Annotated in this window: 9 protein-coding genes and 2 pseudogenes; all 11 read left to right on the top strand. The window is 44.0% G+C overall.

Annotated elements, in window-relative coordinates:
- Positions 1-374 precede the first annotated feature (374 nt).
- Complete coding sequence (locus LN893_RS17210; protein WP_229972254.1) at positions 375-3,602, top strand: SusC/RagA family TonB-linked outer membrane protein; 3,228 nt, start codon at positions 375-377, stop codon at positions 3,600-3,602.
- A 17-nt stretch (positions 3,603-3,619) separates the two neighbouring features.
- Complete coding sequence (locus LN893_RS17205) at positions 3,620-5,065, top strand: SusD/RagB family nutrient-binding outer membrane lipoprotein (protein WP_229972252.1); 1,446 nt, start codon at positions 3,620-3,622, stop codon at positions 5,063-5,065.
- A 477-nt stretch (positions 5,066-5,542) separates the two neighbouring features.
- The gene (locus tag LN893_RS17200) at positions 5,543-6,787 is read left to right on the top strand and encodes a M14 family metallopeptidase (RefSeq protein WP_229972256.1); all 1,245 of its coding nucleotides are present in this window, start codon (positions 5,543-5,545) and stop codon (positions 6,785-6,787) included.
- A gap of 417 nt (positions 6,788-7,204) precedes the next feature.
- On the top strand, positions 7,205-8,650 hold the full coding sequence (locus LN893_RS17195; protein ID WP_229972250.1) for an amidohydrolase: 1,446 nt from the start codon (positions 7,205-7,207) through the stop codon (positions 8,648-8,650).
- Between the two features lie 49 nt (positions 8,651-8,699).
- Positions 8,700-10,886 carry a penicillin acylase family protein gene (locus LN893_RS17190; protein ID WP_229972249.1) on the top strand — a complete coding sequence of 729 codons (2,187 nt, stop codon included), beginning with the start codon at positions 8,700-8,702 and terminating at the stop codon, positions 10,884-10,886.
- Positions 10,887-11,152: 266 nt separating this feature from the next.
- Entirely contained in the window at positions 11,153-12,454 is a 1,302-nt protein-coding gene (locus tag LN893_RS17185; RefSeq protein WP_229972247.1) for a M20/M25/M40 family metallo-hydrolase, read from the top strand.
- Between the two features lie 107 nt (positions 12,455-12,561).
- Positions 12,562-13,275 (top strand): annotated as a pseudogene (locus LN893_RS21000) (IS1 family transposase).
- A 145-nt stretch (positions 13,276-13,420) separates the two neighbouring features.
- A complete protein-coding gene (locus tag LN893_RS17170) occupies positions 13,421-14,353 on the top strand; it encodes a cyanophycinase (RefSeq protein ID WP_229972240.1) in 933 nt (310 codons plus the stop codon).
- Positions 14,354-14,694: 341 nt separating this feature from the next.
- A complete protein-coding gene (locus tag LN893_RS17165) occupies positions 14,695-17,769 on the top strand; it encodes a WD40/YVTN/BNR-like repeat-containing protein (protein ID WP_229972239.1) in 3,075 nt (1,024 codons plus the stop codon).
- Positions 17,770-17,938: 169 nt separating this feature from the next.
- Positions 17,939-19,297, top strand: a complete 1,359-nt coding sequence (locus LN893_RS17160; protein WP_229972237.1) for a M20/M25/M40 family metallo-hydrolase — start codon at positions 17,939-17,941, stop codon at positions 19,295-19,297.
- Positions 19,298-19,421: 124 nt separating this feature from the next.
- Positions 19,422-21,619 (top strand): annotated as a pseudogene (locus LN893_RS17155) (M14 family metallopeptidase); the annotation flags it as partial.
- Between the last annotated feature and the right edge of the window lie 24 nt (positions 21,620-21,643).

The following is a 21,643-nucleotide window of genomic DNA, read 5'->3' as shown; positions in this document are numbered from 1 at the left end:
TGCCATATTTATTCCTACATCATACATTCTAAACCACAACCTAATATTGTTTTTCAATGAGCTAATTTAATATAAATAAACATATTTTAAATTGTGACAACCACTAAGTAATCACTCATGTAAGTGATTACTTAGTGGTTGTTTATTATTATGAATATTGTTAATAAATAGCTACTTTGTTAAGTAATGTTTAAAATTATGGGTTTTTTTTAAAAAAATGTTTACAATAGTTTGTTTTAACTCGTGTTGTTAACTATTATTACAACATCAAATAACTTTACTTGTCAAAAGGAGCTATAGATAGTAACACCATAATCCATCGTTTTTTGTTGCTATATTATGTTCAATTATTTCCACTATAAATACGAAAATTTATGAACAAAAATTTACTTTTAGTGATATTTGTATGGTTACTGAATTGTAGCTATGCATTTGCACAAGGTCGAATGGTATCTGGTACAGTTACATCACAGGATGATGGTTCAGCTCTTCCAGGTGTAAGTGTTGGTCTAAAGGGGACGGCTACAGGAACAATCACAGATGTAGAAGGTAAATTCCGTCTTTCAGTTCCAGAGCAGGGCGGAACACTTGTCTTTTCTTTTCTTGGTATGCTTTCTAAAGAAGTTGTCATAGGTAATCAGTCAACAGTTGATATTACCTTGGCATCAAATACTAAACAACTGCAAGAAGTAGTGGTGTCAGCCTTAGGCTTTAAAGAAGACAAAGATAAATTAGGATCTACGGCTGCCACAGTAAAAGCAGAAGATATTACTCGCTCAGGAGAAACAGGGGTGATTAACGGTTTGGCTGGACGTGCGGCTGGAGTACAAATTAACCGTTCTACTGGTGATCCAGGTGCCGGGTCAAACATTCAGATCAGGGGGCAAAATACAATTACTGGCTCAAATCAACCTTTAGTTATTATTGATGGTGTGCCAATGAGTAATAACACCCTTGGAGATGCAAGAGGCGGCGTTGCTCAGCAATCACGCTTAAACGACATAAATCCTGAAGATATCGCTTCTATGCAAGTATTGAAAGGAGCTTCGGCCGCAGCTTTATGGGGTTCTCGTGCAGCAAACGGAGTGATTGTTATAACAACTAAAAGAGGGGCAGATATGGAGAAAATTAACATATCGTACAGTACAACTGCTTCATTCGACAGAGTGAACAGGCTGCACCCGCTACAGGAAGCGTATGGGCAAGGCTCAAATGGCAGGTATAGTCCAACCTCAGCATATAGTTGGGGAGACAAAATTGCTGATCGTACTGGAGCGGCGGACGAAGTAAACATGAATGGAGCACGATTTGAAGCCTATAACGGACAGACTTTTTATCCAATCATTCAGAAAAACTCTAGGGAAACATTCGTTGATGAACGTGAGGATGCTGTTTTCAGAACAGGTACCTACTTTGATAATAACCTCAGTTTAAGCGGTGGAAATGAAAAAGGAAACTTCTACCTGAGTCTTGGAGATTTACGTCAGAAAGGCATCTTTGCAGGGCAAAGTGATTATAAGCGAAGTTCTGTCCGTTTCAATAGTTCAAGGCAATTTAATGAGATTATTAGAGCAACTACCAATGCCAACTATGTCCGAACAAGTTCTAACCGGATACAAAAAGGAGACAATGCAGCAGGTTTGTATATAGGAATGACGCGTACTTCCCCTGATTTTGATAGTCGCTCATGGATAGGTGATTACTTCTCGTCTCCTACTGCGTCTGCTATTCCAAACCGGCAGCGCGCTTACCGAAACCCTTTGGGAGCTTCAGCAAACCCAGGTTATAATGATCCTCTTTGGGTTATCAATGAACAAACCAACACAAGTAACGTAGATCGCTTTCTTCTAAATTCAGAAATAGTTATAAGCCCACAAAACTGGTTCGACATAACAACCCGTGGCGGTATTGATACCTATACAGACAGGCGTATCACAAACTTTCCAGTTGCGGATTACGCAAATTCAGGAAGAGGTCAGTTTGAGGAGCGAACGATTAGAGAAACAGAGCTGAATGGAGATGTGATTGGCAGAGTCATGAAAGACTTTGGGGTAAATGTAACAAGCACATTAATTTTAGGATTTAACATAAACGACCGAAAATATTATAATCAGGGAGGTGTAATGAATAATTTTATTATACCAGATGCCCCGGCAAATTTCACTAACTCCACAAGGGAAAATAATTACCCCTATACCAGCTTAACACATAGACGAATGGCTCGTCTGTATTCTAGTCTTAATTTAGGTTTTTATGATCAGTTGTTTCTTAATGTTTCAGCAGCAGGTGAATCCGGGTCAACTTTTGGAAGCGAATCAAAGTCTACTTTTTACTATCCTTCCGCAGATGTGGCCTGGCAGTTTAATCAGCTACCAACATTAAATAATAGCAGCATTCTTTCTTTTGGCAAGCTGCGTGCTTCTTACGGTATAGTTGGTATACAGCCAGACGCTTATCAAAACACTACTCCATTTATCAATGCATCCTTTAGCGGTATCTATGCAAACCCTATCAGCGGAACCGGATATGGTGGTGCTTATGTGCAAAGTAGCGAACAGGGGGATCCCAACTTGAGTCCGGAACGAAAAACCGAATGGGAAGTAGGTACTGATTTACGTTTCTTAAATGATAAATTCTCTGCTAGCTTTACATACTATCAGAATAGAATTGAAGATTTGTTACTTAATGTTGCTGCAGCAGGCTCTTCCGGTTTTAGTAGAAGGTATACTAATGCTGGTAGTATGGAGAACAAAGGGTTTGAAGTAGATCTCAATTATAATGTTCTGCTAAGAAAGGACTTTACCTGGAATGTTTTTGCGAATTGGAGCCGCAACCAAAACAAAGTAACTGACTTGGCTGGTACAGAAAATATAGTGTTAACTGGAGGTGCATTGTCTACTGTAGCACATGTAGGATCTTCTCTATCTTCTTTTTACGGAGGTACGTACCAGCGTAATGAAGATGGTTCTTTGGACCTTACTGAAACTGGTTTTCCGCAACTTTCTACCGAACTAGGTATAATTGGTGACCCAAATCCAGACTGGCGTGGCGGGTTTGGTACTAACGCATCTTACAAAAACTTCTCACTTAATGTGTTGTTCGAAACTTCCCAAGGCGGTGATTTTTATGAGGGTACCAGAGGAGTGTTGGTTAATTTTGGTACACATGCAGATGTAGGCAATGAAGTTACGCTTGGCCAGGATATGTATAACTATGCAGGAAGACTTATTCCTGCAGGTAGCACTGTTCGAGGGAACGTACGAGACTATGGTGCTGGCCCTGTTTTACTAGATCAATCTTGGTATACGACACTTGGGGGGCACTCGGGACAGTTAACAGAACAGTTTGTTAGTGATGGAAGTTGGACTCGAGTTCGGGAAATAACGCTGGGTTACACGCTGGAATCTGAAGGGTTCAGAAAGAAAACTAAGCTTCAAGGGATTAATTTTTCAGTAACAGCCCGTAATCCAATCTTATGGACAGACATAGTAGGGGTTGACCCAGAAACGAATGTATCTGGTGTCGGTAATGCGCGCGGGGTAGATTACTTTAACAACCCAAGCACAAGATCATTGCTTTTCAGTATCAAATTCAATTACTAATTCCAATTCATAGAATAATGAAAAATATATATAAGCCTTTTTTAGCGGTTTTGCTAAGCCTACATCTAGCCTCATGTGAAAAGATTGTCGACGACCTAAACGTGGACCCTAATAACCCAACTGATGCTCCAGCTAGTTATGTTTTTACTGGAGCTCAAATAGCTAATGTTGCAGTACAAGAAGGTCAGGCAAGTAGATTAAGCCTCGTGTGGACGGGATATGGAACTGGAGTTTTTCAGCAATACGGAACATGGTACGCTTATAACATTACTGCTAGTAACTTTGATGATGACTGGAACAATGTTTTTACAGGTGCTAACAAGAACGCCATAATAGCTATACAGAAAGCTGAAGCGCTCGGCAACAGGAAGATGGCAGGTATTGCTAAAGTTGTTCAGGTAAATTCTTTGGCTACTGCTACAGAGCTTTGGGGAGATATACCCTACGAAGAAGCTGGACGAACTGAAGAGTTTCCTAATCCTAGGTTTGAGAGTCAACAGGAGTTATATCCCAAGCTGATTACAAGACTAGATGAAGCTATTGCTGATTTAGAATCGGGTGTAGGTACAGTAGGAGCAGAAGATATTCATTTTAGTGGTGATGCTAATAATTGGATACAAGTAGCTTATACACTGAAAGCCCGCCTTTACATGGATATTAAGCAATATGACGCTGCTTATTCCGCTGCAGTACAGGGTGTTAGTACGTATGCCAACTCTTTGTATGCTCCACATGGTACGACCCCTAATGTAAATCAAAACCATACCTTCAGTTTACTAACTGATGTGCGGGCAGGCAGTATTACCGCCGAGGGCGCATACAATGCTGAATTATTAAACCCATCTAATTCTATCTATCGAGGTAACGCCAAGACAGATGAAACAGCCAGGTTTAGATACTACTATTTAGAGAATGGAGTAAATGCACCAGGTATAATCGAACCTAATACACTTACTACTTCTGCTGCCAGAGGTTTCTTTGCGATGGATGCTGATTTCCCAATGGTTACTTACCAGGAAAACATACTTACGTTAGCTGAAGCAGCCCTACGTTCAGGTAGAAGCCTCGACGTGGCTCTAGGTCACCTGAATGAGTACCGTGAATTTTTGAATATGGGAGGGTACATTGATCCAACTTATCAAGAAAGTGCTACTCTTAATTATGAAGCTTATGTAATGGCAGATTTTGCTGCTGGTGGTATCGAAAACTCAGATAACATTTCGCAAGAGGATGCCTTGTTAAGAGAAATTTTGCAAGAACGCTATGTTACTTTTTACGGTACCCATTTAGGTTGGAATGATGAGCGTCGAACACGTAATGAGGCTTACGGAATAAAGTTGCAGCCCAACAATGGTGACCAGTTGCCTTACAGATTCATTTATTCTCAAAATGAGTTGAATTCAAACCCAAACAGTCCAAACCCTGCTCCAAGCTTGTTCGATCCAATGTATATTTATCAGTAACTGTTTTGCTATTCCTGGCTTAATATAGGGAACCTAACTTCACGCTTTTATCGCTACCTGTCATTTCTAGATGGTGATTGAAGCGTGAAGTTAGATTCCCTATATGGATAAGATACAGGTTAAATGATAATGTTTAAATATGCCTAAATTATTTAAATTATTCATTAGGAAGATTGAAGGCCTTTAATCTTCTGATTGTTGTATTCATAGCTGTCATTTTAGAGCATACATAAAGCAAATGTTTAAATGATGGGGCCTTGCATAGGGCATAGATGACATATAAAAGCTGACCTAAAGCAATGGAAAAGTTTTTATAATCTAAAGAGCATGCCAATTCAGTAGATTTCGCACTAGTAGAGGAAGTAAACGCACCCAAGCCTGATCTATTAACTCTTAGCAGTAAATCCTGCATTTAAATCCTGAAGCAGGTTTGTTTCCTTAAAAGTCAAAACGATATAACATACTTCATTTCCATTGATGAAAATATTAAACGTCAAATTTATAAAGTACCTATATCTATCGAGTATTGGTTTGTTATCACTTTCATGTCAAGCTATAAAACAAACAGAGAAAGCTGATTCTCCACCAGATAATACCGCCTTAGCCACTATCGCTTTTCAACAGAAACAAAAGCAAAGTTTTAACTTTGGCAAAGTATTATTCAGCAATCAATTTGCTGCAGCCCGTGCCAATGCTTTTAGACAGGAGAATGATAGTGTTTTTAGTGTTTTAGTGGCTCCTGAAAATAGCCCTATTAATCCTAGTCCCTGGTATGCTTTTAAAGTGTGGTCCGCTGGGGAGCAGCCGATATACATTAAGTTAAAATACGAAGGGACAAAGCATAGGTACAATCCTCAAATCAGTTCTAATGGGCAAACCTGGTCTTATGTAGGCAACGTGCAGTTGAATGCACAAGAAAGCGAAGCCTTTTTTAAACTACCAGTAACGCAAGATACCCTGTTGGTAGCTGCTCAGGAAATCATAAGTGCAGCCTCTTCTTATCAGTGGATGGATAGTCTTTCGCAAATGCCTTTTTTGAGGAAGCAAATTATTGGGCAGAGCATTTTAGGGAAGCCGATTGTAGCGCTTCATAGTACCGGAAGTTCTGGCAAAAAACTGGTGGTAGTGCTAAGCCGACAACATCCGCCAGAAGTAACAGGCTATATGGCCATGCAGTCTTTTGTGCAGGCCACTACTTCTGCTACTCCATTAGCTAAAAGGTTCAGAAAAGCTTATGAACTTGTAGTAATTCCCATGATTAACCCTGATGGAGTGGACGAAGGTAACTGGAGGCATAGTGCGGCAGGAGTTGACCTGAATCGAGATTGGGACGTATTCAAGCAACCGGAAACCAGTGCTGTAAAATTGTTTTTACTTAAGAAGCTGGCCACACAAAAGGCAAAGGTGGTTTTTGCTTTGGACTTTCACTCTACCTATAGTGATGTCTTCTATACCAACGAGACCAGTCAGCCTACTAATTCTCCTGGGTTTACTAAAAAATGGCTAAATGCCTTTGGAAAGGCTATTCCAGGCTTCGAAGCAAACATAAAACCATCTGACAATGGCGGGAACGTTTCAAAAAGCTGGTTTAGCCGTGAATTAGGAGCTGACGCTTTAACTTATGAAGTAGGGGACGACACTCCAAGGAGAGTGTTGAAGATGAAGGGTAGAATTGCTGCTGAAACTATGATGACTTTGCTCCTGCAAGAAGAACAAAATTAGATTTTAATGACAATTAAAGTAGGAGGTCTTTGCAAAATAATAACCTCTTCCTATCCCTAGATATATTCTCCCCATGTACTAAATGGCCTGAGTCTTTAGGTAGAATTACAGTATTGGATTGATAATGGAACGAGTCCATATGAAGCTTTGCGGGCAGCTACATTATGATCCACTGAGTTGGCGCAGTTGCTGATTCTAGTACTGTTGAGGCAGGTAAACTGCTAATTGAGTAATTATTGAGGGTATTATTTGAATAATATATATGATAAAATAAATTTATAGGCTATGATTAAAAACGGTGATTTATACAGCTTATAATACTTACTGCATAAATAATAATATTTAGCGAGTCTTATAACGGGGATATAACTTAATTTAGTTAGTACTAAAGAATATCAATGCTTAAAAATATTTCAAATGAAAAGAAAAATTATTTTGTTAAGTGTTTTATGCTGCCTGACCATTGCAACAAATGCACAGAATAAATCTGATAGAGAAAAAATTGTAGCCGCACTTGACAAAGAGACAGCAACTTACGCCGAAGTAGCCAAAAAGATATGGGAGTATGCTGAGCCAGGTTATCTGGAAAAAAAAAGCTCGGCTTTGCTGCAAGAAAATTTAAAGAGAGCTGGCTTTAAGGTGACAGCAGGAGTTGCTGAAATCCCGACGGCTTTTGTAGCTACATATGGTAGTGGAAAACCTGTAATTGGTATATTGGCCGAATATGATGCACTGCCAGGCTTATCTCAGGTAGATGCCCCAGAGAAAAAAGCGGCTATTGCAGGAGCTGCCGGACATGGCTGTGGTCATAACTTGTTTGGAACTGGGTCTGTAGCGGCGGCAGTAGCAGTAAAGGATTGGCTAAAAAGCTCCGGTACAAAAGGTACTATTAAAGTTTACGGGACACCTGCCGAAGAAGGAGGCTCCGGTAAAGTATACATGGTAAGAGCTGGTTTGTTTGATGATGTTGATGCCGTACTACATTGGCATCCGGCTGACCGTAATTTGGCAAATGCGTCCTCTTCATTAGCAAACAAGTCAGGTAAATTTAGATTCCATGGTGCGGCATCACATGCCGCAGCGGCACCTGATCGGGGTCGTTCTGCATTAGATGGAGTAGAAGCGATGAACAACATGGTGAATATGATGCGCGAACATGTTTCTTCTGACACCAGAATTCATTATGTAATCACAAGGGGAGGGGAAGCGCCAAATGTAGTGCCTGCCTTTGCCGAAGTGTACTATTATGTGCGACATCCAGAGATGAATGAGGTAAAAGAGACATGGGAGCGTGTTGTAAAAGCGGCAGAAGGAGCTGCTTTAGGAACGGGAACAACTGTTGATTATGAAGTAACCGGAGGTGTCTATAACATTCTTCCCAATGAGGTTCTTTCAAAGCTGATGTACGAAAATCTTACCAAAGTTGGTGGCGTTGATTATACAGAAGAGGAAAAGGCTTTCGCAAATAAAATTCAATCATCTTTTATAGCCGAAAAACCAGCACTAGAGTCTGCGAAGGAGATTCAGCCCTACAAAGTTGAAAAAATCAGAGCTGGCGGAGGCGGGTCTACAGATGTGGGGGATGTTAGTTGGGCAGTTCCTACGGCCGGACTTAGAACTGCTACCTTTGTGCCAGGAACACCAGGACACAGTTGGCAGGCCGTAGCCTCTGGAGGTATCAGTATAGGCACCAAAGGAATGATGGTAGCAGCTAAAACAATTGCTCTTACAGCATATGACCTATACAAAAACCCTGCTGTTATAGAAGAAGCTGCAGAGGAGTTAGCCGAGAAACAAGGCAACAACTTTAAATATGAGGCACTTTTGGGGAATCGTAAACCAGCCTTAGATTATCGAAAGTAGAATGCACTTATAAGCCTTTTTCGACACCAACCAACTAAACACCAAGCAAATGAAAAAGTTTTTAGTTTTTTTATTCATTGTCTTAACAGGTAATGTTCAGGCCCAAATATTTTCTTCTGAAGAGGTTGAGTCTCTGAAAAAAGAAGCAAAGCAAATTACTATAATCAAAGATAAATGGGGTGTCCCGCATGTATATGCCAAAACCGATGAGCAGGCTGTATTCGGAATGAGTTATGTGCAATGTGAAGAGTTCTTTGATAAGGTAGAAGCTTCATTGATCAATAGACTAGGCCGTCAGGCTGAAGTAGAAGGTGAATCAGCGATCTACAAAGATCTCTGGTCACGCATCTACACAGACTCTATACGAGCAAAAGCGTTGTATAACGAATCACCAGAGTGGCTTCAGAAGCTTTGCGATGGATTCGCCAATGGCGTTAACTACTATATGATTACACATCCCGAGAAAAAGCCAAAGCTCATCACACGAGTAGAGCCATGGATGTGCTTGATGAACAATATTCCATCTGTAGGCGGCAGCAATGTGGATGATGAGGATTTCAAAGCTTTATATTCAAAGAAGATTCCGAAATCTACTTCCTATACACCAATGGGAGAGTCGGATGAATCTCGTGAACCATCTGGGTCTAACGGTTGGGCAATAGCACCCTCGCGCACTAAAAGCAAGAATGCAATGCTATTAATTAACCCGCATTCTGGATTTTACGGTCGTATTGAGATACATGTAGTGAGCAAAGAAGGATTAAATTCATACGGAGCACCGTTTCTTGGCCAGTTCAGTCTATTTCAAGGGTTCAATGAATACTTAGGTTGGATGCATCCTGTTTCCTTATCAGATGCGAGAGACTTGTATGCTGAAACTGTTGAGAGGAAAAACGGGAAATACTACTACAGTTATAATGGCGCACTACACCCAGTGGATAGCACGGAGGTCACTGTTCCCTACAAAAAGGATAATGAAATATTAACACAAAAATTTACAGTTTACCGCACACACCACGGTCCAATAGTGTCTGTGTTGGATAACAAATGGATAGCTTTGAAAACCTTTGATGCAAACATTGACCTGCTGGCTATGCATTGGGAGAAAATGAAAGCTAAGAATTTTGATGAGTTTAAAGCAGCCATGAACAGGCGTGCCATGACCGGAAGTAATGTCGTGTACGCAGATAGAGACGGAAACATTGCTTACTGGCATGGCAACTTTGTTCCACGAAAAGATGCTTCTCTGGATTGGAAGCGTCCAGTTGACGGTAGCACAGATGCTACTGAGTGGAAAGGTATATATTCTTTGGATGATATACCCCATTATAAAAATCCAGCAAATGGCTGGTTACAGAACTGTAACTCTAGCGTGTTATACGCTACAGGATCTTATGATACATTGATGAGCAAAAAGCCTTTGTTCATGTTGCCCGATGGGCAAACGCCAAGAGCAATGAATGCCGTAAGAGTTCTGGATAAAATTCAGAACGCTACTATGGATGATGTTATTGCTGCAGCGCATGATACTTATTTACCTAATGCAGCACGTCTTATTCCTGACCTCATCGAGGCCTATAATAACAGCACAACAGTCACTTCTGACCTTTCAGGTCCAGTTCAAGTACTAAAAGCGTGGGATTTTAGAACTGACACCAGCTCAGTAGCAACTACATTGGCAGTAATGTGGATTGAAAAGATTATTGATCTGAACGTTGCTAGTTTGCCAAAACCACACACAAGGGAAGAAGTGTATTCAACTACTAACGGTGCGGCAGTTTCAACCCAAACGCTATCAGAACAGCAATTGCTAGACAGCTTTAAGGCTGTTGTTTCAGAATTGCATCAAGATCATGGAACCTGGAAAGTAAGTTGGGGTAGTGTCAATCGTTATCAACGGAATCCAAACGGAGAAGCTTCTAGCGATGAAAAGCCTAGTTGGGCTTTGTCGGCAACACCAGGTTATTTAGGTTCCTTGAATGCTTATGTAAGCAAGAAAACGCCGGAAACTAAGAAACGATATGGTGTGACAGGTAATACATTCGTAGCTCTGATAGAATTTGGAAAAGAGTTAAAAGCCAAGACGATTTTAACAGGAGGGGCAAGTTCAGATTCTAACTCACCACACTTTACCGATCAGGTAGATGGTTATATTAACCATGATTATAAAGATATTACCTTTTATAAGAAAGATGTAAAAAGAGGTGCTGAAAAGAGTTACCATCCAGGAGAATAGTCTAATTGTGTTAAAAACAAAGTTGAGGCTGCGCAGTAAGGATAAGTTGGTGCTTGCAGCTTTGCCTGAGCTTTTACTTTATGTTTTGTGAGTGGTAGTTTTTACAGAGTTAGCACCCGGTCATTAGTGCAAGACTCCTGGCCAAGATTTTGAAGATTGCACCGACAGATGTAGCAATAACTTGTTATTGCCAGGTTTATAAATTAAGCTGGCATTAGCGAATGAGATATAAATTTTAATAATACAAAACCCAATTTCTTAAATTTATGATTGAACATAAACGATATCGGCTTCTTCTCTTGTTTATCTTTTCTTTATTTCACTCTTCTTCCTACGCTCAGAAGCTTTCAAAACAAGAAACTCAAATCATTAAAAATGTTGAGAAGAATAGTCCCGAGGCGATTCATTTTCTAGAAGAAACAGTTAATATTAACAGTGGTACGTTGAATGTTGCAGGTGTAAAGAAAGCTGGAGCGCTTTACAAGAAGATGTTGGATGAGATGGGGTTTACCACTACTTGGATAGATATGCCTTCAGAAATGAATCGAGGCGGGCATTTAATCGGGGAGATAAAGGGGAAAAAAGGTAAAAAGTTGTTGCTGATCGGTCATATTGATACAGTATTTGAACCTGATAGCCCCTTTCAAAAATGGAAATTTCAAGACTCTATTGCTGTAGGCCCTGGAACCAGTGATATGAAAGGCGGTAACATGGTGATGCTGTATGCCTTGAAGGCTTTACATGAGGCTGGCCAGTTGAAAGACCGGCAGATTACTGTGATCTTGCATGGAGATGAGGAAAGTGCAGGTCGGCCCCTAGATATAAGCCGTAAAGATATAATTAAGGCTGCTAAGAAAAATGATATTGCCTTGAGCTTTGAAGGTAGTACAGGTTTTAACTACGCCACCATTGCCCGTCGCGGTGCCAGTGGCTGGTTTCTAAAAGTAACAGGCAAGCAAGCCCACTCTTCTGGTATCTTCTCCGATATTTCTGGCGCTGGCTCAGTATATGAAGCTTCTCGCATTCTCAATAGGTTTTATGAAGAATTGCAGGAAGTATACCTGACTTTCAACCCGGGTCTCATCTTAGGAGGAACAGAAGTAAGCCTGGATTCATCCGGTACAAAAGGTAATGTGTCCGGGAAAACAAACTTAGTAGCTAATACAACCATTGTAAAGGGAGACCTGCGGTTTCTTTCGGAAGAACAGAAAGAACGAGCCCGAGAAAAAATGAGAGCGATTGTGGCAGAAAGCTTACCTGTTACGCATGCCGAAATTTCTTTTTCAGACGGATATCCTTCTATGCCTCCCACTGATGGGAATATGGCTGTTCTGAATGTACTTAGTAAGGTAAGCATAGATTTGGGGCAGGGGGAAGTAAAACCTTGGGACCCTGGTAAGAGAGGAGCTGGAGATATCTCATTTGTTGCTCAATACCTCGACAGCCTTGATGGTTTGGGCGTTATGGGTGGAAATGCCCATGCACCGGAAGAATATGTTGATCTTACCACTTTGGAAGATATTGTGAAGCGAACAGCTATTCTTGTACATCGCCTGACAGCTAAGTAATAAAGTGAGCAAGGGGTTAATAAATGGGTAGTACTATAAAAGTAATGAAGCAACAGAAATAACCGCAGTAGCAGTAAGATTAGGTGTCCAACCTAAGTCTTACCATCATGAACAGGTCATGTTGCAACTGCGGCAGTGTGAATATGGTCAAAAACGGGAGAACCTACTACGGCAAAGCCAGGGGCAAGTGCAAGGACTGCTTGAGGCAGTTTGTTTTTGAGGGGCAGAACCAGGGTCTGAGCCAGGAGCAGAAAAGGCTCATCGAGCTGCTTTTGCTGGAGCGCATCTCCCTGGAGGGCATCTGCAGAGTGCTGGACATTCCTGCTTACCACCTTTACCGCTACATGGATGAGCTGTACGGGGAAGTGCCGCAGGACTTGAACGCGCAGGTTGCTTGCAACTCAGAATCCAGCTTAGGTGCTATGAGTGCGAAAGCGATGAGTTGTGGAGCTTTGTCGGCTTCAAAGGCAACAAGCAATGGCTATGGGTGGCCCAGGACAGGAAAAGCAGGCAAATAATTGCCCTGCACCTGGGAGACAGAGGCACAGCGGCTGTGGGAAAACGTGCTGGAGCGTTATAGGCAGCAGGCAACTTTCTTCACCGATGAGTGGGAGGCCTACAAAAAGGTGATACTGGCGTCAAGGCATGTGGCCTCTGCCAATAAGAAAGAGACAAACCATGCCGAGAGGTTCTTCTGTACCCTCAGGCAGAGATGTGCTCACTTGGTCAGGAAATCCCTCCCCTTCTCTAAAAAGCTCGAGAGGCACCTGTTGGCAATACGTTTCTTTGTGGCTAACTACAACATAGCATTACTTTTATAGAATTACCAATAAATGTAAGGTAAGACAAGCAATATTTAGGGTGTGGTTTCATCATCTTCAATATTAATGCACCATTATAAATTCATACTGTATTGGCAAAGATTTCAATCTCACCTGACTTCAAAAGAATAGATAAAAATTAATTATGAAAAAGTGTAGCCTATTATTTTCAATTGTAGCACTTACTTATTTAAATGCTTTTGCTCAAACTCCAATACAAGTTAAACCATCCTCTACAAAGCACGGCCCGGAAAAAGGCTCACTTATCATCATTGGCGGTAATGTGGGACATACAGCTTCTATCTGGAATAAGTTCGTAGAATTGGCTGGAGGAAAAGATCAGGCAAATATTGTGGTGGTTACCACTGCTTCAGGAGATTCTGCAGCCTTCGATATACGAGATATAGAAATAGTTAAAAAGGAAACTGGAGTCAAGCATGTTACTTTGCTGCATACCAATGATCTGAAGGAAGCTAATAGTGAGAAATTTATTGCACCATTAAAACAAGCAACCGGTGTATACTTCGTCGGGGGGCGCCAATGGAGGATAGCAGATTCCTACTTGAACACCTTGACTCATCAGGCTTTTTTTGACGTGCTGAACAGAGGAGGTGTGATTGCCGGAAGTTCAGCTGGTGCCAGCATTCAAGGTTCCTTCCTGTGGAGAGGTGACACAAAAGGAGCTAATATATTAGTAGGCGACCATACACAAGGGCTTAGTTTTTTAAAGAACTCCGTTATAGATCAGCACCTGCTAAAACGCAACAGGCAATTCGACCTGATAGATGTAATTAGGCAATCTCCCATGTTGATAGGTATAGGGCTGGATGAAGCAACTGCTGTTGTAGTACAGAAAGACATAATGGAAGTTGTAGGGAAGTCTTATGTTGCAATATATGATTATGATACTATTGTAGCTTCCGAAAATAAATCGAGTGTTGATACGGTCAAAAGTACTCATTTTGTATCAGGTCCTTTTTACTTATTAAGCGAAGGGCAAAAATATGACCTAAATGAGAGAAGAGTAATAACAAAGGCTGATAGTAGATATAGTGAATCCACATCCTATGATAAATAATGGTGGCAGTCAATCAACTCATTGTTGTCACTAATTTGGCTGCGCTATCTTATAATTAATAAACGCGTAGTTGGCGTTCAGTTAAAATTTAGAAATCTATTCAAAAGAACCCTTTTACAGAACTAGTAATGGAATGTATCAAAAAAATAGTTTGTGTAATTCGTAGTAGTAAGAGTGGCTCAAGCCACTTATCAATTAAGTCCCGCTCCTCAGCGTATGCAGCTTATATCATTGGCTTTGCCACATTGCTTTTTAGTCTTCCTTTAGAGGCTCAAGTAGCTTCAGATAATAATAATAAAAGTTCTGCTGTTACCCAACAACCAGAAGGGAGCACATCTGTCATGAAGTCTCTGAACTGGCGTTTGATTGGCCCTTACCGGGGAGGACGTGTTGTGGCGGTAGCTGGGCATCCGAATGAGAAGCAGGTGGCCTATATGGGAGCTACGGGCGGTGGTGTCTGGAAAACAATTGATGGCGGAGAATCTTGGCAAAACATATCGGATGGTTTTTTCACGTCCGGGTCAGTAGGTGCTATTGCCGTTTCTGAGTCAAATCCGGAAGTGCTGTATGTGGGCATGGGGGAACACACGCTCCGCGGAAACACCATCAACGGAGATGGTGTTTACAAGTCTACAGATGGCGGTAAAACATGGCAGCACCTGGGCCTGCAGGATACCTATCACATCGGCTCCGTTATCATTCATCCTACCAACCCGGACATTGTCTATGTAGCTGCTATCGGGCATGCTTTTGGCTCCAACAAAGAGAGAGGCGTGTTCCGTACAAAAGACGGAGGTAAAACCTGGAAGAAAGTGCTTTACAAAAGCCCAGACGTTGGGGCGATAGACATGACCATCGATCCTACCAATCCGGATGTGTTGTATGCTTCTACTTTTGAGTTCCGTCGCCTAGACTGGGGAGTGCGAAGCTCCGGGCCTGGCGCGGGTATTTATAAAACAGTAGACGGAGGAGATAACTGGACGAACATTACAACTAACCCTGGTTTACCCACTGGTAAGAACCGTGGCAGAATAGGAATTGCCCTGTCTCCTGCTAAACCAGAAAGGGTGTGGGCTATTATTGAGGCAGAAAACAACCAGACAGGTGTATACAGAACAGACGATGCTGGTGCTACTTGGCAACTGGTAAGCCAGAATGCAGAGCTGCACCAGCGCCCCTGGTATTATCATCACATTACAGCAGATCCGAAAGACAGCGAAACGGTTTGGATCATGAACATCGGCTTTTGGAAATCATCTGACGGCGGTAGTAATTATACGCGTGTAGTTACTCCCCACGGAGACAACCATGACCTTTGGATAGATCCGAAAGACACCAACCACCTGGTGCAAGGCAACGATGGCGGAGCCACAGTGTCATACAACGGAGGCAAAACATGGTCTTCTATCTACAATCAACCTACAGCGCAAATGTATCATGTTATTACAGATAACATGTTTCCTTACCGTGTGTATGGCTCTCAGCAGGACAACTCTACGGTATCTGTCCCAAGCAGATCGGATAATGGGGCTATTCACCCAGCAGAACTTTACACAGTGGGTGGAGGAGAATCCGGGTACATTGCCTTCAATAAAGATAACCCAGATCTGATTTACGCTGCAAACCACCACTGGATTAGCAAGTTGAATATGGAGACAAATCAAATCTCCGATGTGTCGGTTGTGCCTGAAGATAACTATGGCTACGGATCGGCTGATATCAAATACCGTTTCCAGTGGACGTTCCCGATTGTGGTTTCTCCGCATAACCCGGATGTGGTCTATGCTACTTCCTCCTATGTGCACCGTTCAAGTGACCAGGGAAAGAGCTGGGAAGTTATCAGCCCTGACCTAACCCGCTCAGATCCGGCCACACTCGAGAAAACCCCTACGCTGGACGACCCGAGAATAGGTAAAGACTGGGGCCCTGTTGTACGGGATAATACAGGTGTGGAGTGGTACGGTACTATCTTCGCTTTCGAGGAGTCAAAGATAAAGCCTGGCCTGCTGTGGGCTGGTTCTGATGATGGTTATGTGCATATTTCTACTGATAATGGTAAGAACTGGAAGAATGTTACACCCAAAGGATTGCCGAAACTCACACGTGTCAGTATTATAGAACCATCTCCGCACGATCCTGCTACAGCCTATGTGGCAGCTACTAAATACAAGCAGGATGATTTTCATCCTTATATGTATAAGACAAGCGACTACGGCAAGACCTGGAAGAAAATTACTCAAGGTATCCCGGAAGATGAATTTACACGCGTTATACGGGAGGATCCGAAGCGTAAAGGGCTACTGTATGCCGGTACCGAAAAAGGTATTTATGTTTCTTTCAATGATGGGGAGCAGTGGCAGTCGCTGCAGCTAAACCTGCCTTTAGTTCCTATACATGATCTGACTATTCAGGATGATGACCTGGTAGCAGCCACGCATGGGCGTTCTTTTTGGATACTGGACGACCTGACATTACTCCACCAGCTTACGCCAGAAATACAGAAATCTTCTGTTCATTTATTTAAACCGCGTGAAACAGTACGTTTCAGAGGTGGTGGCAGTGGCCCGGCCATTGAGTCCAGGTTCGGTGAGTCTGACAACTTAGGTATTAACCCGCCAGATGGTGTGGTGGTGCGCTACTACTTAAAGGAAGCGCCTAAGAGCGAAATCACCATGGAATTTATAGATGCAAATGGAGCGGTGATTAAGTCCTATAAGAGCAAGACGGCAGCCAAAAGTATGCCAGAGCCTGCAAACGAAATGCGGGGGCCTGCAAGAGAAAGAGCAAAAGAAATAGTAGTGCCAGCAGAAGCAGGCGGAAATACTTTTGTTTGGGAAGACATGCGCTATCCTAACCCTGCTCCGCTGGAGGGTATCGTGACACATGGTTCTGCCAAAGGTCCTTTGGTGATGCCAGGCAAATACATGGTTCGGCTAACTGTAGATGGAAACCCCTATACCGAAGAGTTTGAAATTGTAAAAGACCCACGCAATCCGATAACACAGGAAGAATACAAAGAACAGTTTGACCTGTTGGTGAACATTGGGAAAAGGGTTACTGAGTTACGCTCCGGAGTGATGGATATCCGGAACATGCGACAACAACTAGATGAAATAACTAAGAGCTCAGCGGGTAAAAAAGACAGGTCGATAACGGAGATGAAGGACAAGCTCCTGCGCATTGAAGACCAACTGGTGCAGGTTAAAGCTAAAGCAAACCAGGACCTGACTAATTATCCGGTACGTCTGGATACGAAGCTCATCAGGTTAGCAGGCTTTGTTGAATATGGAGATGCTAAACCAACTAAGCAGCACCATGAGAAATACAGTGAATTATCTAAAAAACTACAGGAGCAGTTAGAGAAACTGGAGGAAGTGAAGTCTCAGTTAAACCAGGAATTAACAGCTAACATTTAAGCATTATACCAGCCGTTCCAAATATTCCTTTCAGGAACGGCTGGTATAAATTTTATAAAACCTTGTCTGAACGTAAAGACTTAACTGCATTCTGTATTGCTTCTGCTGAAAATGCTTTCCTTTACTCATATTGTGAGGATATCAACAAACGCTACTTTTAAACAAATTTATGATTAAATCTACAAAACTAGTATTACTGGGGCTTTTGCCTGCAGCCTTTGCCTTCTATAGTGCTGCACCAGCATTTGCCCAATCGGCAGCAGCGAAGGCACCTGAAGAAGAAAAGAAAGTTGCCATTGACAAGAAGTACCAAAATGAGATAAAGGCCCTGGCAAAGAATTCGGCAGTGAAGTCAGCCTTTAAGACTATCATAGATTTAGAGCCGCAGACCCGTCAGGAGCACATCCTGCTCACGGAAATCCCTGCGCCTCCTTTCAAGGAGGAAGTGCGCGGCAAGAAGTATGCTGAAATGCTGAAGGCAGCCGGTGCTGACTCTGTCTGGATTGATGAAGCAGGCAATGCAATCGGAAAACGGAAAGGAAGGTCCGGGAAGAAAGCAGTTGTGCTGGAGGCGCACCTGGACACTGTGTTTCCGGAAGGCACAGACGTGAAGGTGACGCAGAAAGGAGACACACTTTTTGCCCCGGGTGTTGCAGACGACACAAGAGGGCTGGCTTTAGTGCTCACAGTACTAAAGGCAATGGAAAGTGCAGGCATAGAGACAGAGGCGGACGTGCTGTTTATAGGCACCGTTGGTGAAGAAGGGCAAGGCGACCTGCGCGGGGTAAAACAACTGTTCAGTGAAAACGGTCCCAAAATAGATGCTCACATCGCTGTGGATGGATGGGGTGTAAACGGAATCACGAACCGCGGCTTGGGCTCCCACCGCTACCGCATCACCTTCAAAGGCCCGGGCGGCCACTCCTCCGGTGCCTTTGGTCTTGTGAACCCGCACAATGCCCTGGGAAGGGCCATCCATTACTTTGCCGTTGATGCTGATGAGTTCACGAAGGAAGGCATTCGTGCAACCTATAACGTGGGGGTCATCAGCGGTGGTACTTCGGTAAACTCTATACCCTTTGAATCCTGGATGGAGGTGGACATGCGCTCCGAGAGCCCTGAAAGAGTAGAGGGCATTGACAAACTTTTACAGGCTGCTGTTCAGCGGGCCCTCAAAGAGGAAAACCAGATGAAGCGAATCGGACCAGACCTGGAAGTGGACGTGAAACTGATAGGTGACCGCCCCGCCGGTGGCAATGAGTCTACCACTGCTTTAGTGCAACGTGCCATGGCTGCCACTGGTTTTATGGGTACAGATCCTACTTTAAGAGTAGGATCAACAAACTCTAACATTCCCTTCTCTAAAGGCATACCCGCTGTTACCATTGGAAGCGGTGGCACTGGTGGCGGAGCCCATGCGCTGGATGAGTGGTGGTATAACGACAAAGGCTATGTAGCCATACAAAGAGCACTGCTTCTGCTGCTGTCAGAGGCAGGCATCGCCAAAGGTAAGGTAGTCGCTCAATAAGGTTCTGGCAACCCAGGATAAGCTGCAGAAAATGAGTTGCCTGTATAAAACCATAGTATCTAATTGTAATGAAAAGTACCTGAATATGATAAGATCAAATAAATTCTACTGCTCGCTGGCCGTCATGTTGCTCCTGCGTGTCTCGCTGAGTTGGACGCAGGCAATCCCGTCACCAAAAGATCACTTTGGCTTTAACATCGGTGATGATTACCAGCTGGCTACCTATACCCAGACAGAAGCATACTTCAAGAAGCTGGCCGCTGCCTCTGACCGTGTGAGGATAGAAGATATCGGGCTTACAGAGGAAGGCCGCCACCAGTACGTGCTGATAGTAACTTCTCCGGAAAACATGCAGCGCCTTGACCGCTACAAGGAGATTTCGCAGAAGCTTGCCCGCGCCGAGGGCCTCACTGAAGAGCAGGCGCAGGCGCTGGCCTCCGAGGGCAAAGCCGTTGTCTGGATTGATGGGGGCCTGCATGCCACCGAGACTGTTGGCATCCATCAGCTGATAGAAACAGCGTGGCAGCTGACCAGCCGCCAGGACGCGGAGACAAAGCGCCTGCTGGATCAGACCATTGTGTTGCTGACGCATGCAAACCCGGACGGGCAGGAGCTGGTGTCGAACTGGTATATGCGTACGCGCAAACCGGAGAAGCGCTCGCTGAGCCACCTGCCCCGGCTCTACCAGAAGTATGTTGGCCACGACAACAACCGCGACTTCTACATGACCAACATGAAGGAGTCCCAGAACATAAGCCGCCAGCTTTTTGTAGAGTGGATTCCCCAGATTATGTACAATCACCACCAGCGGGGACCTGCTGGCTCCGTGCTGGCCGGTCCTTCCTACCGCGACCCGTTCAACTATGTGTATGACCCGTTGCTGGTGACAAGCATCGATGCGGTGGGCGCCGCCATGAATAACCGCCTGAATGCGGAAGGCAAGCCTGGTTACACGCAGCGCGCCGGTTCGCAGTTCTCCACCTGGTGGAACGGCGGCCTGCGCACTACACCTTATTTCCATAACATGGTGGGCCTTCTGACAGAGATAATCGGCGGGCCAACGCCAGAGGACGTGCCACTCGTGCCGCAGCGACTCCTTCCGAATGGTGCTACTCCAAACCCTGTGGCGCCGCAGAAGTGGCACTTCCGCCAGTCCATTGATTATTCTGTTTCGCTCAACTACGCCGTGCTCAACTACGCCGCACGCCACAGCGACGAGCTGCTCTACAACATCTACCGCATGGGCAAGAACTCCATTGAGCGTGGCAGCAAAGACCGTTGGGCGCTTTCTCCTAAACACGTTGATGCCATTAACGCGGCGCATGAGAAGGATAAGGCGAAGGAAGCCAAATCCAGAGATGCGGAAAGCTCCGGCGGAGACTTCTCCTATGGCCGGGGCAGTGGCATTCCAGCCAAATATTTTGATACCACAATGAAAGATACAGCGCTGCGTGATCCGCGGGGCTATATCCTTCCAGCCGACCAGCATGATTTTCCTACTACTGTCACATTTGTGAACGCACTCATTAAATCAGGTGTACTCGTGCACAAGGCTACTTCTGATTTTACGGTTGCAGGTAAGAGTTATCCTGCTGGTTCTTACATTGTCCAGACAAACCAGGCCTTCCGCCCGCACGTGCTGGACATGTTCGAGCCGCAGGAGCACCCGAATGACTTTCAGTATGAGGGAGGTCCTCCTATTCGTCCTTACGATGCAGCGGGTTGGACACTGGCTTACCAGATGAGCGTATAGTTCGACCGCATACTCGACGGCTTCGAAGGGCCGTTCCAGCGCGTGCCCTACGGAGAACTACAATCTCCTGAAGGGCAGCTTACCGCTTCCTCCCCGTCAACGGCAGGCTGTGTGCTGGATACCCGCGCCAACATCTCCTTTATTGCCGTCAATGACCTGTTGCAGGCTGGGGCAGAGGTTTACCGCGTGCCGCAGACAGAAGTCGGACAAGGAGCTTTTTTGTTCCTGCGACAGATAAAGCTAAAACACTGGTAGCAAAAGCCGCCGCTGACTACGGGCTTACGGTAACAGGCGTAGCACAGCAGCCTGCCGGCGCTACTGCAAAAGTCTCGCCGATGCGCATCGCCCTCTGGGATACCTATGGCGGTTCTATGCCCTCCGGCTGGGTGCGCTGGATCATGGAGCAGTATCATGTCCCTGTTCAGGTCATCTACCCGCAGGATATTGACGCAGGTAACCTGCAGGAGAAGTATGATGTGATTCTGTTTGTTACCAAAGCTATTCCTCCTGTTGAAAAACAGGGAAGCGATAAAAGCACTGGCTCCAAAGATAAAGAGCCAAAAGCTAAAACCAGATAAAGAGCATTATAAGGA

This window comes from Pontibacter harenae (genome assembly GCF_020907245.1).
Lineage (GTDB): Bacteria > Bacteroidota > Bacteroidia > Cytophagales > Hymenobacteraceae > Pontibacter > Pontibacter harenae.
Note: the sequence above shows the minus strand (reverse complement) of the source record. Positions and strands in the feature narration are given on the sequence as shown.

Coding starts and splice junctions, on each gene's coding strand:
- LN893_RS17210 (WP_229972254.1), top strand. CDS start 375: ATGAACAAAAATTTACTTTTAGTGATATTTGTATGGTTACTGAATTGT.
- LN893_RS17205 (WP_229972252.1), top strand. CDS start 3,620: ATGAAAAATATATATAAGCCTTTTTTAGCGGTTTTGCTAAGCCTACAT.
- LN893_RS17200 (WP_229972256.1), top strand. CDS start 5,543: ATGAAAATATTAAACGTCAAATTTATAAAGTACCTATATCTATCGAGT.
- LN893_RS17195 (WP_229972250.1), top strand. CDS start 7,205: ATGAAAAGAAAAATTATTTTGTTAAGTGTTTTATGCTGCCTGACCATT.
- LN893_RS17190 (WP_229972249.1), top strand. CDS start 8,700: ATGAAAAAGTTTTTAGTTTTTTTATTCATTGTCTTAACAGGTAATGTT.
- LN893_RS17185 (WP_229972247.1), top strand. CDS start 11,153: ATGATTGAACATAAACGATATCGGCTTCTTCTCTTGTTTATCTTTTCT.
- LN893_RS17170 (WP_229972240.1), top strand. CDS start 13,421: ATGAAAAAGTGTAGCCTATTATTTTCAATTGTAGCACTTACTTATTTA.
- LN893_RS17165 (WP_229972239.1), top strand. CDS start 14,695: ATGAAGTCTCTGAACTGGCGTTTGATTGGCCCTTACCGGGGAGGACGT.
- LN893_RS17160 (WP_229972237.1), top strand. CDS start 17,939: ATGATTAAATCTACAAAACTAGTATTACTGGGGCTTTTGCCTGCAGCC.